We start from the raw sequence: 13,414 nt of genomic DNA, 5'->3' as shown, positions 1-13,414 counted from the left end.
CACGAGCTTCTCCTGTTTGCATTAATCAACAAACGGAGTTTCATCTGATCCGCAGTGAGGGTTACGTGAACCTCACCTTGCGGCAGGGAGGTTTTTATTTGCTGTGCGCCTGTGACAGCTGAACGTGATGAGTAGTTGATTGTTTTGCAAACAAAAATGACATGAGTGTTTGATACATGCTTAAGGATGCAAGGCAAAGCCGACTGTTTTAGTGCTGTTTTTGCCATTGTTCCAGCCATAACCAGACTTGTTGTTGCTGTTGCTGGTTAAATTCGTGGCGGGCTTCAGTCCAGATTTCAGTGCGAAGTGTGGAGTCAGCCTCAAAAGCCTGCCAGACTTTTTTCAGTTGGTTATGACCTTGTATCACGCCTTGCACTGGCATCAGTGGGTCTTGTCCGCCATTGATTAAATACAAAGCTTTAGGCGCGACTAAACTGACCTGATCCACTATATCCAACTGACGGGCCAAGCCTGGATGCAGCAGATAAAAAGACGATTGGCCTTTGGTCAGGTTTTGTCCTGGCAGCACTAAATGCTGATAGGTGTTAAACCAGCAAATAGCCGCTGCAGATTGAATATGCTCTGACAAAGCCGCCACCTGCCATGCCCGGTAAGCCCCCATCGAAAAGCCGATAGCGGCAACTTTGCCTTTGGGCACATGGGGTCTTTGTGCTAAAAATTGAGCTAACTGCATATCTTCATAAGCCGACAAACCTGCAAGCGAATGCCCTGTTGCCAGCAAATTAGCGGCTAACTGCTGTTGCTGTTCGTACAGCACAGGCCCACGTTCACCAAAACCTAAGGTATCAGCGGCCAGCACCAGATAACCTTGTTCCGCCAGTTCATCGCCAATAAAACGGCCGCCGTAGTGTTTATTTACCCAGTTTTGTGCTTCTGTTTTGACGCTGGAACCAGCAAAAGGCCGGATCATTTTTTCTTTACCAATAACAAAATAAGCACCGTGGTCATGCAGCAATAAAACAGCAGCTTTAATCGGCTGGCTTTTAGGTGTGAGCAGCAAGGCTTTGCTATGACTGATACTGCTTAACGGGATTTGCCATAGCTCTGCCTGATAACTGCCTCTGTCTTCCTGTTGCAGCATTTGTGCCTCAGCCAGAGGGGATTTCACAGGCGCAAGCAAAGCAGCCAGATAAAACTGACGTTGCTGCTGTTGCCATTGCTGCACTGGTATTGAGGCTTGCCAACTGCCCGGATAAGTGGGGGCTGGACTTACCGGTACTGTCATATCGGCATTGACAAAAAATACAGCTAAACCCAGCCACAACAACGCACTTCCTCGGGACATCAGCATTACCTCACCAGTCTTTTATTCAGCATAAAGCAAAGCTGAACAACAAGCCGATATTCTGTCTATTTATTCCATAAACCGCACAGCTCCGGCTATTAGTCGCGTCTTTTAAAAGCCTTGGTTCAAACAGGTGCTTTGAGCTGGCAGTTTTGTTATGCTCGGTATTGAATTTTAGTAACACTCACCCATTTGTCAGTGAAGCACCGGCTTCCACTGCGAAGGGTATAACATCCGGGGAACAGGATAGATGAGATACGCATTAAGCGCAGTGGCATTGGCTTTGTTAACAGCCTGCGGCCAACCAAGTGACACCACAAAAACACAAGAAACAGTTATGACAGAAACTCAGGCCGCTCACCCTTTTACTTACCCAGTAACCGCTAAAGGCGACGTGGTAGATAGTTACTTTGAAGAAAAAGTGGCAGACCCTTATCGCTGGCTGGAAGACGACCGCAGCAGCGAGACAGGCAACTGGGTAAAAGAGCAAAATAAAGTGACTTTTGCTTACCTGGACCAGATTGCTTACCGCGACCAGATTAAACAACGTTTAGAAGCACTATGGAACTATGAAAAAGTAGGCGCACCTTTTATTGAAGGTGAATACACCTATTTCTTTAAAAACGACGGCTTACAAAACCAGTCGGTGCTTTACCGTAAAAAAGGCGATGGCGAAGCAGAAGTCTTTTTAGACCCAAATACCTTCAGCACTGATGCGACAACCTCTTTGGCTGATGTGTCTTTTTCTGACGATGGTAAAACGTTGGCGTACTCTATCTCTGAAGGTGGTAGTGACTGGCGCAAAATTATTATCATCGATGTTGAGACGAAAAAACCAATTGAAGAAACCTTGGTAGACGTCAAGTTCAGCGGTGTGTCGTGGAAAGGCAACGAAGGTTTTTATTACTCAAGTTACGACAAACCAGAAGGCAGCGAGCTGTCTGCAAAAACCGATCAGCACAAGCTGTATTACCACAAATTAGGCACTGCACAAAAAGACGATCCTGTGGTGTTTGGTGGTGTTGATGCTGAAAAACACCGTTATGTCGGTGGTGGTGTCACAGATGACGGCAAATACCTGATTGTTTCTGCCGCCAACGCGACCTCTGGTAACAAAGTCTTCCTGAAAGATTTAACCAAAGCCGACAGCGCTTTTGTCACTTTATATGCTGAAGGCAATGCCGATTTTGAATTTGTCGATAGCCGTGGTGATGCGCTGTATTTTGTCACCAACTTAAATGCACCGAACAAAAAGCTGATCAAAATTGATGCGACTGCACCTGAAGCGGATAAGTGGACAGAAGTGATCCCGGAAACTGCCAATGTGCTGGATGTGAATAAAGGTGCAGGTTTCTTATTCGCCAATTATATGGTGGATGCGATTTCTCAGATTAAACAGTATGACTACGACGGCAAACTGGTGCGTGATGTGACACTGCCGGGCTTAGGCACTGTGTCTGGCTTTGGTGGTAAAACCAAAGACACGACTTTGTACTACAGCTTCACTAACTACAACACAGCACCTAGTACTTTTGCTTTTGAGCCAAAATCTGGCGAAACCAGTACTTATTACAAAGCTGCTGTGAAGTTTAACAGTGACGATTATGAGTCGAAGCAGGTGTTTTATACCTCTAAAGACGGTACTAAAGTGCCGATGATGATCACCCACAAAAAAGGCATCAAACTGGATGGGTCTAACCCAACTATGTTGTACGGTTATGGCGGTTTTAACGTCAGCCTGACACCAGCCTTCAGTGTGGCCAACCTGGTGTGGATGGAAATGGGCGGCGTGTACGCTGTGCCTAACCTGCGGGGTGGTGGTGAATACGGTAAAGCCTGGCATAACGCCGGTATTCAGTTGAAAAAGCAAAATGTGTTTGATGACTTTATTGCTGCAGGTGAATACCTGATCGCAGAAAAATACACTTCCAGCAACAAACTGGCTATTCGTGGTGGTTCTAACGGTGGTTTGTTAGTAGGTGCTGTGATGACACAACGCCCTGATTTGGTCAAAGTGGCTATTCCTCAGGTCGGTGTACTGGATATGCTGCGTTACCATACTTTCACCGCTGGTGCAGGTTGGGCGTACGACTACGGCACGTCAGAGCAAAGCAAAGAGATGTACGACTACATCAAAGGCTACTCACCAGTGCATAACGTCAAAGAAGGTGTGGCTTATCCTGCAACTCTTGTCACCACAGGCGATCACGATGACCGTGTAGTACCAGCGCATTCCTTTAAGTTTGCCGCTGAACTGCAAGCCAAAGCCACTGGCCCTAACCCACAGATGATCCGCATTGAAACCAATGCAGGTCACGGTGCCGGTGTGCCAGTATCCAAGCAAATCGAGTTAGCTGCGGATATCTTTGGTTTTACTTTGTTTAATATGGGTGTGAAAGAGCTGCCAAAGCAGTAAATACTTTTAGCACTATTACTTGAGATAGCAGCTTAACCCTGATAAAAAACCAGAGCTTTTAAAACTCTGGTTTTTTTTAATCTTTAAAATCTGAATAAACAGAGGGAATGCATGACAGACTTTCGCAGTGACACAGTCACTCAACCCAGCGAAGCAATGAAAGCCGCTATGCTGGCTGCCCCTTTGGGTGATGACGTATTTCAGGACGACCCGACAGTAAATGAGTTGCAGCGTTATGCGGCAGAGCTATTAGGTTTTGAAGCTGCTTTATTTGCGCCAAGTGGCACCCAAACCAACTTAATAGCCCTGATGGCACATTGCCAGCGGGGCGATGAAGCCATAGTGGGGCAGCAATGGCATACCTATAGATGGGAAGGCGGTGGTATGGCCGTACTCGGTTCTATTCAGCCACAACCTATAGAGCATCAACCCGATGGTACATTGGCATTGGAGCATATAAGAGCTGCGGTAAAGCCAGATGACCCACATTTTGCCCGCACTAAATTAATTGTGATGGAAAACACCACGGGGGGTAAGGTATTGCCACTGGCCTATATGAATTCAGTGGCGGCTTTGACCAAAGAGCTGGGATTAAAGTGCCATATAGACGGCGCCCGTTTGATGAACGCTGCTGTGGCTTTAGCGACTGAAGATGGTTCTGATCCAATTCAAAAAGCCAGAGAACTTTGTGCTGGTTTTGATTCAGTGTCTTTGTGCTTATCCAAAGGGTTAGGGGCTCCGGTTGGCTCTTTGCTGCTGGGCAGTCATGCTTTTATTCAGCAGGCAAGACGACTTCGTAAAATGCTGGGCGGCGGCATGCGTCAGGCTGGTGTGCTGGCGGCGGCTGGTTTATATGCATTGCAGCATAATATTCAGCGTCTGGCAGAAGATCACCAGCATGCACAACAACTGGCTGATGGTTTACAGCATATTGCTGCTGAACATCCACTGCTCAAAGGCAAGCTGGAACTGGTATCTGTTCATACCAATATTTTATTTACCGATATAGCTGTTGAAGTGGCAGAGCCTTTACTGGCTTATCTGTCGGAGCAGGGTATTAAACTGACCAGCAGTAATTACAACAAAGCAGATCAATACTACAAAAGAGTGCGTTGGGTCACTCATTTGGATATCAAGGCTACTGATATTCAAGGTGCGCTGGACGTAGTGCAAAAATTCAGGCTCTGAGTGGGATTAACTGACTGATTTCTGAGGCGGCCCCCTCTGCTTTTTTTTGGTTGAAGCTGATAAGGTAAAGCCAAACTAAAAGTACAGTAAAAACAAAAACTCCGGGGCCATCTATGAAACTCAGTTTAGTCGCTTGTCTGACCGCCGCTCTTTTTGCCAGCAGTTATGCCGATGCTGCTTATTACCGCTCACCCGCTTTGCAAAACGATCAACTGGTATTTACTGCCGAAGGTGATTTATGGCTAAGCCAACTTAGCGGTGGCGATGCTAAACGTTTGACCACACATCCGGCCGAAGAAACTCAGGCGCTATTTACCCCTGACGGTAAAGCCGTAGTTTATGTGGCGGCTTATGACGATACCCCGGATATTTATTATTTATCTTTAACAGGCGGTTCACCGAAGCGTTTAACAGCACACAATGCCAAAGTAAAACTGCAAGGCTGGAGCTTGGATGGCAAATTGCTGTACAGCACTGATGCCATGACAGGCCCGGTAAACAGCTGGGTGCTGAAGCTGATGGATATAGACACTCAGCAAACTGAAACCTTGCCGTTACTGGATGCAGTAGAAGCTGTATTGGATCAGCAAAATGGCTATGTTTATTTTATCCGTTACGGTTTGCAACTGACCGGCGATAACGCCCGGCAGTATCAGGGCGGAGCCAAAGGCCAGTTGTGGCGCTGGAAACTGGGTTCAGTGCTCGAAGCTGAACGCTTATTGGCAGATCATCAGGGCTCGTTACGCAATCCTATGCTTTGGCAAGGGCAACTGGTGCTGGTCAGTGATGCAGGTGGCAATGCTAATTTATGGTCTTACGATCCTGTTTCTGCACAGCTTAAAGAGCTGACCACGCATCAGGATTTTGCCGTACGTTCTGCCCGTCTTGAGCAAGGCAAAGTGGCTTATCAGTTAGGGGCAGATATTCAACTGCTGGATTTAAGCTCGGGCCAAAGTAGTACTCTAGCCCCTGCGTTGGTGACAGACTCTCCGCAGCAGCGTCAGCGTTTATTAACTGAACCTCTGAAGTATTTAACCTCCAGCTCTGTTGGTTTTGCCAAAGAAAAACTGGTACTGACGCTTCGCAGCAAAGTGCAGGTGTTGTCCCGCTCGCCACAACGTATTGTCGAGCTGGCCGTGCCTGAAACAGCCCGGGCCCGCGGTGCTGTGATCAGTCAGGATGGCAAATGGGTGTATCTGATTTCGGATCAATCCGGTGATCCTGAAATTTGGCAATATGCAGCCGATGGTTCAGACAAAGGCAAGCAACTGACCAAGGATGGCCGTGGTTTTCGCTGGAACTTAGCCTTATCACCTGATGGCCGTTATCTGGCGCATGATGATAAACAAGGCCAGCTTTGGGTGTTCGATTTGAAAACCGGCAGCAATCAGCTGGTTCACAAAAGTGGCTTTGGTTTAAGCCCTTACGGCGATATGGTCTGGAATAAATTCAGCAACGTATTGGCCTTTACCGCAGAAAAAGATGGCACTGGCCGTCAGCAAATTGGCCTGTATTCCATCAAAGAGCAGCAGGCGAAATTGTTGACTACAGATAAATACAATTCCTACAGCCCGGCTTTTCATCCAGATGGCGACTGGTTGTACTTTTTATCAGAGCGCGAGTTAAAACCAACCCCAGGTTCACCTTGGGGGGATAGAAATATGGGGCCTGCTTTTGATAAAAGAGCCCAGGTATTTGCCTATGCGTTAACCAGCTCTGCGCAGTTTCCCTTTGACGCAGAAACTGAATTAACCGCCGGGCTTGAAGACCAGGGTAAAGCTGTTTCAGTGAAAGACTTACCAGGGCAGTTGTGGCAAGTACCGGCAGCAGCAGGGAATTATCAGAAACTGCAGGTTGGTGCTGATTATTTATATCTGCATGAATTTGAACATAGTAGGGATGCGGGTTCAGTACGGGCCTTAAAAATTGAACCTGAAAACAAAAAACTGTTGAGCTTTGCCGGTAAGGTTCGCGCTATACAAAGTAGTGCAGACGGTAAATCACTGTTTTTGCAGTACGAAACAGCGCCTGGCAGTTATAGATTTTTCTTGGGTTCTGCCGCAGCGAAAGCACCGGAAGGCGAAGAAGCAGAACCCTGGGCCATTGATAAAATTAGCCTGACCGTCACACCAAAAGCCGAATGGCAACAAATGTTCCATGATGCCTGGCTGATGCACAGGGAGTTTTTATTTGACCCGGCAATGCGTGGTGTGGACTGGGGCACCACCAAAAGACGCTATCAGCCTTTACTGGAAAGGGTGACAGACAGATTTGAACTGGACGATTTACTGGCACAGCTGATTGGCGAATTGTCTGTCTTGCACTCGCAGGTGCGGGGCGGCGATTATGCAAAAGCCAGTGAAAGCAGCAAAGCTGCCAGTCTGGGGGGCGAATTTGTCAGCCGAGATGGCAAATTAATACTGCAAACTATTTATCAGACCGACCCTGATTTACCTTCTATTGCCAGTCCACTGAACAGGGCCGGAGTTGAACTGAAAACCGGCGATCACTTGCTGGCGGTGAATGGTAAAGCTGTGACTTCAGTATTGGATTTACATCAGGTTTTACAGCAACAACAAGGCCAGCAAGTACTGTTGCAGCTAGAGCGAAATGGTAAAGCCCTGAAAAAAGTGGTGGTGCCTGTCAGCCCGCAACAAGAGCAGATGTTGCGTTATCAGCATTGGGTGCAGCAGAAAAAACAACAGGTGGAACAACAAGGCAAGCAGCAACTGGGTTATCTGCATTTATACGCTATGACAGCCAACGACATCAGCAACTTTGCCCGCGAGTTTTATGCCAACGTGGATAAACCCGGCCTGATCATTGATGTGCGCCGCAACAGAGGGGGCAATATCGACAGTTGGGTGATTGAAAAGTTATTACGCCGGGTTTGGGCATTCTGGCAACCGACTCAGGGCAATGCTTATGGCAATATGCAGCAAAGCTTCCGTGGCCAGTTGGTAGTACTGACCGACCCACTGACTTACTCAGATGGTGAAACTTTTGCCGCCGGTATTAAAAGTTTAGGTTTAGGCCCTGTGATTGGGCAACAAACCGCAGGGGCAGGGGTTTGGTTGTCAGGTCGTAATTTATTAGCTGATATGGGGGTGGCCCGAGTGGCTGAAACCGCACAGTTTGATAAAGATGGCCGCTGGATTATCGAAGGCAGAGGCGTGAGCCCGGATCTGCTGGTCGATAATTTACCTTATGCCAGCTTCAGTGGTCAGGACGCGCAGTTGTCCTATGCCATCAGCTTGCTGCAAAAACAACTGCAGGAAAAAGTCGTGCCTGAACTAAAAGCGGAGCCGTTAAAGCCGGGTATTGCCAAAGACGCACAAAAGCTGAACTGGTAACCATATTCTTTTATCGCTTTAAGGGCTGAGTCAATACTCAGCCCTTATTACTAAAAAACGTAACAGGCTTTGTTCCTGCTTTGCTATGTAAGCGCTTTACATTTGATTGTTAAACTGGTATCCAATTGAAATCATTCACTATTGGATAAAAGCTATGAAACTTAAATTCCTCTGTTTTTCCATCGTCTTGTGCAGTTATTCCGCAGTAGCGGCCGACTGGCAACCCTTACTGGATAAAAACCTCAGCCAGTGGGATACCTACTTAAGCTATAAGCATAAGGAGTCTTATGACGGTTCTGTGCCTAAAGATGAGCAGGGAAATCCTATAGCTCCTATAGGTTTAAATAGGGGCAATGATCTGTATAAAGTTTTTACTATGCAGGAAGAAAACAACGAGCCAGTGCTTAGAGTCAGTGGTGAAGTTTATGGCGCTGTGACCAGTAAAAAATCCTATAAAAATTATCATTTAAAACTGCAATTTCGTTGGGGTGAGAAAAAGTGGCCACCTCGTCTGAATAAACTCAAAGACAGCGGCATTTTGTATCACGCCAATGGTGAACATGGTCAGGAGTATTTCCGCACCTGGATGTTGTCGCAGGAATTTCAAATCATGGAAGGCCATAACGGCGATTATTGGCAGCAAGCCACGTCAGCTATTGATGTCAGAGCCTTTTTACCTGAGTCTATTATGAATGCGGTTGCCGATGAGACTCAGCCTTTTATAAAAGTGGGCAAAGGCGAAGAGCTACAGGGTTTTGTATTACGTAAAGACAATCATGAAAAACCGGCTGGGCAGTGGAATACGCTGGAGCTTATTACTTTTGAAGGGCAAAGCCTGCATATAGTGAATGGTCATGTGGTGATGGTGTTGCGTAATTCCAGATATGTCACGCCAGAAGGCAAAACTGAACCTTTAATTGAAGGCAAAATTCAGTTGCAAAGTGAAGCAGCAGAACTGTTCTACAAAGGCATACTGATCAAACCTATAGAGCAAATGCCAGCAGAATACAGCAAGCTGTTTTTATAATGGAATTAAAAAAAACATCGGGAATGTTTTTTAACGGCGCTGTTTGCCGGCCCAGAGGGTGAGCGCCATGGATGGCGGCGAATAAAAAATCGTCAGGAAAGATTTTTAACAATGCGAAGCGTTGGCCCAGAGGGTGAGCGCCATGGATGGCGGCGAATAAAAAATCGTCAGGAAAGATTTTTAACAATGCGAAGCGTTGGCCCGAAGGGTGAGTGCCATGGATGGCGGCGAATAAAAAATCGTCAGGAAAGATTTTTAACAATGCGAAGCGTTGGCCCGAAGGGTGAGTGCCATGGATGGCGGCGAATAAAAAGGCAGCCAAATGGCTGCCTTAACTTCAATGCGCTAGTCGAACAAGAACGTCAGAATTTATAGCCAGCGTTAAAGACTGCGACAGTTCTGCTGTCGCCATCACGACGGCCACCATCGTAATCTGCTGTGCCTAAACCACCACCTAAAGTCCAGCCACGACCGCTAAAACCACTGAAGTGGTAATCATAAGTGGCCAGCAATAAACCTTTACTATCAAACACATCAGAGCCTGACGCATATTGAGCACCAAATACGTGCTGACTGCCGGCAGATGGCGCTATATGAAAACCTACAGCTGCACCGCCTACGCCCACACCGACGTAAACAGCCATATTATCTTCGCGGTACATAAATTTACCGCCTAAGTCGCCGTATTGAGAGCCAAAACCTGCGGCTGGCACAAATTCACCGGCCTGAGCAACGCCTGTTGCGAATACTGTTGCGACTACTAAGCTGGCCAGAGTTAATTTAATTTTCATTGTTATGATCCCTCTTTAAAACACATACCGGAAGTTGCCCGGTTCAGATAAGGCGGCAGTGTACCTTGGTTAACTGAACGGCAGCTTACTGTTGTTGAACGCAGTTTCGCAGAAGGATCTGGCCAAAAATCAGCGGATAATGTCTGATTAAAAAATGAACACTCAGTTCAGCTTAGGCTCATCTTTACCGGCGCAAACTGAAAATCCACCTGCCAGTGGGCTCTGTAATGAAGTTTAGATTTTAGCCCTTGGCAGTCTCAATACCACAAGGTATTAGCTTAAGTAAAAAGACAGGAGTGCATCTTATGAGTGCAATCAAACAACAGAAAAGTGCGCAACCCTTTAGCTTTGACGCCACTAAGAACAATGCAGATTTAACCCAGCAAGAGCGCCGGGCTTTAAGTTTAGTCTGGAGTGATGCGGAGTCAGAGCCTGTGAAATCCAAAAGCCCTGACTTCACTACAGATCACTGTGCTGAGCTTGGTTATAACTAAGCCGCAGTGCGGCCACTCATCTGTAGTTCTGGTTTTAGTCCGTACTCAGGCAAGGCAGTCGCTGGTTTTATACTGAGCCCGCAGCCATCTTCTGCTTTGCTTGTTTTTCGCTGTCAGTTGCTTTGATACAAAGCCAGCTGTTGCATCAGTTGCCAGACACTTTGAGGTTGCTCCGTCGCCTGTAGATAGTCTCCGACTTTTTGCCGCTGTTCTGCTGATTTGTTCTGCGAGAGTTTCATTTTCCCAACGACGCTGCTGATCTCTATCCGCACACCACAAATACCCTTTACCAGCTTTTGCTGATAATCCGCAGACTGCAGCATGTCTGGTGCGGAAAAACTTTCCTGCCTTCGTACTAACGCCAGGGTTTGTTCTGTATCTAAAGTAAAAGCTGTGCCTTTAAGTTCAATCAGGCCGTAGTTCCAGGTTGAAACTGCCTGCTCATCGCCATAACAGTTTGCTGCGACAAAAGCATGAGGCCCCATAATCACAATCTGCACCTGCTGATCATTGAGCTGCTTTAACTGCGGATTAGTGCGGGCCAGATGGCAAAATACAGTCAGATGATCGTCCTGCCAGTCCATTAAAAATGGCAAGGGGTTGTAATATAAATCCGGGCTCTTACTCAACAGCAAACCAAAATAATGTTGCTGTAAAAAAGAGCGGATCTGATCTAAATCTTCGCTCTGAAAATGTTTAGGTAAATACATAGTTTTTTAGCTTTCCCTTTTGACTACAAAAGCATTGTGGCATAACTGATAACCCACTTTGGGGTAATAACTCATCGCACTTTCGGCACTGTGCAATAACTGCTGCACTTGCGGTCCTGTCACCAGTTGCACCTGACGTAACAACTCTTTACCTATGCCCTGATGCTGCAGGCTTTTATCGACCAGTAAATCGCAGATATAGACCACCCATGCTTTGTCCGTCATACAGCGGGCTAAGCCCACCAATTGACCATTTTTCCGGGCTGTCAGCAGTAAGTTCGCGCCGGAAAGCAGGGTCGCCATGCGGCTTTTATCCTCTGTGGGCCTGTTAATGCCAGAAGCTTTATACAAAGCCAGCATTTCTTCTAAATCAAAACTGGATTCCACCTGATAACTCAGCATATACATTCCTCTTCGCTTGTAGAAGACGCTGTTTTATCGCTAAACTGGTTCTATAGAAAGTGCCAGTTTTGTCAAAGTGAGAGATCCAGTTTGCGTATAGAACTTGGAAGTTTTTTTCTGTCTGGTGAAGGCTCCCTGCAACAGCAGTTGTATCAAGCATTGCGCGAAAAGCTGTTGACAGAGCAGTGGCCTGCAGAGGCATTATTGCCGTCCAGCCGTCAATTAGCGCTGGATTTAAAGTTAAGCCGCAATACGGTCAATCAGGTGTTGCAACAGCTGGTGGCCGAAGGTTATTTGTTGGGCCAACCAGGCCGCGGTTATCAGGTGCTGGCTGTGGCTCCTGATCAATTTTTTCAGGCAAGCGGACATGCTCAAGTAGCGCTGGCACCAGCTCAAATAACAGTGTTTGACTATGGGGTTACAGCCAAAACCGGGCCAGCTTCAGGTTTGCTGCAAACCGGAGTGCCAGACTTATCGGCCTTTCCTTTTGCCTTGTGGCAAAAATTAACCCAACGACATAGCGGCAGAAGTGCTTTAGCCGGTATGGCGGATGCGATGGGGTATTTGCCACTGCGCCAGGCGCTGAATCATTATTTACGCCAGTCCCGTCAGGTGCTTTGTGATGAAGATTGTATTGTGATCACACCGGGCGCTCAGGCAGCTTTGTTTATTGCCACTAAGCTGGTGAGCCAGGCAGGGGATAAAGTGGCGATGGAATCCCCCGGTTATCCCCGTTTACGGCAAGCATTGCAGTTATCCGAAGCCGATATTCATTACATCGATGCCAGTTCAGACAGCGGGCTTGCCACTTCAGATCTCAATGGTTTAAACGGTTGTAAAGCCTTGTTTGTGACTCCGGCTCATCAATACCCTATGGGTGGTATTATGCCGCTGTCAGAGCGGTTGCATTTACTTGAATGGGCCAGACAACAGCACTGCGTTTTGGTCGAAGACGACTACGACAGTGAATTCCAGTTTAAACACAGGCCTATTGCCAGTTTGCAGGGGCTGGCGCAAGGACAAGGGGTGATCTATGTTGGCTCCTTTAGTAAAACCTTATTTCCTGCGCTGCGTTTAGGTTATCTGGTATTACCCAAACAATGGGTCGCGAAAGCGGCGGCTTTATTGCAGGCTCTGTATGGTGATGTAGCATTGCTGCCTCAGGCAGTAACGGCAGATTTTATGCTTGAAGGGCATTTTGGCCGGCATTTGCGAAAAATGCGCCAGCTGTACCAGCACAAACAACAGTTTTGCCTGCAACTTATTGCAAAGTTTCTGCCAGAGGCGAAGCTACACGCCCGTTATGCCGGTTTACATATCAGCCTTGAGTTTCCTTATGAAGTGGCAGATCTGCAGCTAACGGCCGAATTGTTAAAAGCAGGCTACAGAGTGCAGCCTTTGAGCCGTTATGTATTTGCAGGGCCTGCGCGTACTGGTCTGGTGATAGGTTTAGCCAATAGTTCAGAGCAGCAACTGTTATCAGGTGTACAGTTTATTGCGCGCTTGCTGCCTTTGTATAAAAAAGTCTGAAAAGCAGAAATTATTGCTTAAATTGCAAATGGGAATTATTATCATCTAAGTTGTTTTTACTGAAGCCTACACACCTGATGACAGAACCCAAGCCACAAAACACAGCCAATAAACTGTTTAAAACTATACGGCAATGGCTGGGATTTGCCGTTGTGCTGACTGGTGCCCTTGTATTGCTACTTGAAAGTTTTGCTGTG

At 47.0% G+C, this 13,414-nt stretch carries 12 protein-coding genes; 6 read left to right on the top strand and 6 right to left on the bottom strand.

Annotation, left to right across the window (positions count from 1 at the left end):
* Together LSG37_RS12225 and LSG37_RS12220 are read right to left on the bottom strand one after the other, a co-directional pair.
* Window positions 1–227 (bottom strand): hypothetical protein (locus LSG37_RS12225; RefSeq protein ID WP_233080137.1); only part of this gene is annotated, 227 nt, incomplete at its 3' end.
* Window positions 209–1,306 (bottom strand): dienelactone hydrolase family protein, encoded by a 1,098-nt coding sequence (locus tag LSG37_RS12220; RefSeq protein WP_233080136.1) that lies wholly within the window; start codon window positions 1,304–1,306, stop codon window positions 209–211. The genes LSG37_RS12225 and LSG37_RS12220, both read right to left, overlap by 19 nt.
* Before the next feature lie 250 nt (window positions 1,307–1,556).
* Here LSG37_RS12220 and LSG37_RS12215 point away from each other — a divergent pair, with 250 nt between their 5' ends.
* The 4 genes from LSG37_RS12215 to LSG37_RS12200 all read left to right on the top strand — a co-directional run bounded on the left by LSG37_RS12215 (window position 1,557) and on the right by LSG37_RS12200 (window position 9,290).
* On the top strand, window positions 1,557–3,722 hold the full coding sequence (locus tag LSG37_RS12215; RefSeq protein WP_233080135.1) for a prolyl oligopeptidase family serine peptidase: 2,166 nt from the start codon (window positions 1,557–1,559) through the stop codon (window positions 3,720–3,722).
* 111 nt (window positions 3,723–3,833) lie between these two features.
* Window positions 3,834–4,910, top strand: a complete 1,077-nt coding sequence (gene ltaE, locus LSG37_RS12210) for a low-specificity L-threonine aldolase (RefSeq protein ID WP_233080134.1) — start codon at window positions 3,834–3,836, stop codon at window positions 4,908–4,910.
* A 113-nt stretch (window positions 4,911–5,023) separates the two neighbouring features.
* Window positions 5,024–8,263, top strand: a complete 3,240-nt coding sequence (locus LSG37_RS12205; protein ID WP_233080133.1) for a S41 family peptidase — start codon at window positions 5,024–5,026, stop codon at window positions 8,261–8,263.
* A 154-nt stretch (window positions 8,264–8,417) separates the two neighbouring features.
* Window positions 8,418–9,290 carry a 3-keto-disaccharide hydrolase gene (locus LSG37_RS12200; RefSeq protein WP_233080132.1) on the top strand — a complete coding sequence of 291 codons (873 nt, stop codon included), beginning with the start codon at window positions 8,418–8,420 and terminating at the stop codon, window positions 9,288–9,290.
* On the opposite strand, the gene LSG37_RS12195 is transcribed toward LSG37_RS12200, so the two are convergent.
* The gene (locus LSG37_RS12195; RefSeq protein ID WP_233080131.1) at window positions 9,247–9,612 is read right to left on the bottom strand and encodes a hypothetical protein; all 366 of its coding nucleotides are present in this window, start codon (window positions 9,610–9,612) and stop codon (window positions 9,247–9,249) included. The two genes, LSG37_RS12200 and LSG37_RS12195, sit on opposite strands and share 44 nt — an antisense overlap.
* A 40-nt stretch (window positions 9,613–9,652) precedes the next feature.
* Window positions 9,653–10,081, bottom strand: coding sequence for a hypothetical protein (locus LSG37_RS12190; RefSeq protein ID WP_233080130.1), 429 nt, complete (start codon window positions 10,079–10,081; stop codon window positions 9,653–9,655).
* 305 nt (window positions 10,082–10,386) lie between these two features.
* Between LSG37_RS12190 and LSG37_RS12185 the strand changes: the two genes are divergently transcribed.
* Window positions 10,387–10,575: a hypothetical protein gene (locus tag LSG37_RS12185; RefSeq protein WP_233080129.1), complete on the top strand. Its 189-nt coding sequence runs from the start codon at window positions 10,387–10,389 to the stop codon at window positions 10,573–10,575.
* Between the two features lie 113 nt (window positions 10,576–10,688).
* Here the strand turns inward: LSG37_RS12185 and LSG37_RS12180 are convergent, their stop codons facing one another.
* On the bottom strand, window positions 10,689–11,285 hold the full coding sequence (locus LSG37_RS12180; protein ID WP_233080128.1) for an FMN-binding negative transcriptional regulator: 597 nt from the start codon (window positions 11,283–11,285) through the stop codon (window positions 10,689–10,691).
* 6 nt (window positions 11,286–11,291) lie between these two features.
* Window positions 11,292–11,687: a GNAT family N-acetyltransferase gene (locus LSG37_RS12175; protein ID WP_233080127.1), complete on the bottom strand. Its 396-nt coding sequence runs from the start codon at window positions 11,685–11,687 to the stop codon at window positions 11,292–11,294.
* 90 nt (window positions 11,688–11,777) lie between these two features.
* On the opposite strand from LSG37_RS12175, the gene pdxR reads away from it, so the two are divergent.
* Window positions 11,778–13,217 (top strand): MocR-like pyridoxine biosynthesis transcription factor PdxR, encoded by a 1,440-nt coding sequence (gene pdxR, locus LSG37_RS12170; protein WP_233080126.1) that lies wholly within the window; start codon window positions 11,778–11,780, stop codon window positions 13,215–13,217.
* The last annotated feature ends 197 nt before the right edge of the window (window positions 13,218–13,414 follow it).

The organism is Rheinheimera soli (assembly GCF_021290985.1).
In the GTDB taxonomy this organism is placed as follows: domain Bacteria; phylum Pseudomonadota; class Gammaproteobacteria; order Enterobacterales; family Alteromonadaceae; genus Pararheinheimera; species Pararheinheimera soli.
This window is presented reverse-complemented; position numbering and strand designations above follow the sequence as displayed.

What these genes read in the sequence shown, in the direction of transcription:
- LSG37_RS12220 (WP_233080136.1), bottom strand. Translation starts at nt 1,306, where the DNA reads ATGTCCCGAGGAAGTGCGTTGTTGTGGCTGGGTTTAGCTGTATTTTTT.
- LSG37_RS12215 (WP_233080135.1), top strand. Translation starts at nt 1,557, where the DNA reads ATGAGATACGCATTAAGCGCAGTGGCATTGGCTTTGTTAACAGCCTGC.
- ltaE (WP_233080134.1), top strand. Translation starts at nt 3,834, where the DNA reads ATGACAGACTTTCGCAGTGACACAGTCACTCAACCCAGCGAAGCAATG.
- LSG37_RS12205 (WP_233080133.1), top strand. Translation starts at nt 5,024, where the DNA reads ATGAAACTCAGTTTAGTCGCTTGTCTGACCGCCGCTCTTTTTGCCAGC.
- LSG37_RS12200 (WP_233080132.1), top strand. Translation starts at nt 8,418, where the DNA reads ATGAAACTTAAATTCCTCTGTTTTTCCATCGTCTTGTGCAGTTATTCC.
- LSG37_RS12190 (WP_233080130.1), bottom strand. Translation starts at nt 10,081, where the DNA reads ATGAAAATTAAATTAACTCTGGCCAGCTTAGTAGTCGCAACAGTATTC.
- LSG37_RS12185 (WP_233080129.1), top strand. Translation starts at nt 10,387, where the DNA reads ATGAGTGCAATCAAACAACAGAAAAGTGCGCAACCCTTTAGCTTTGAC.
- LSG37_RS12180 (WP_233080128.1), bottom strand. Translation starts at nt 11,285, where the DNA reads ATGTATTTACCTAAACATTTTCAGAGCGAAGATTTAGATCAGATCCGC.
- LSG37_RS12175 (WP_233080127.1), bottom strand. Translation starts at nt 11,687, where the DNA reads ATGCTGAGTTATCAGGTGGAATCCAGTTTTGATTTAGAAGAAATGCTG.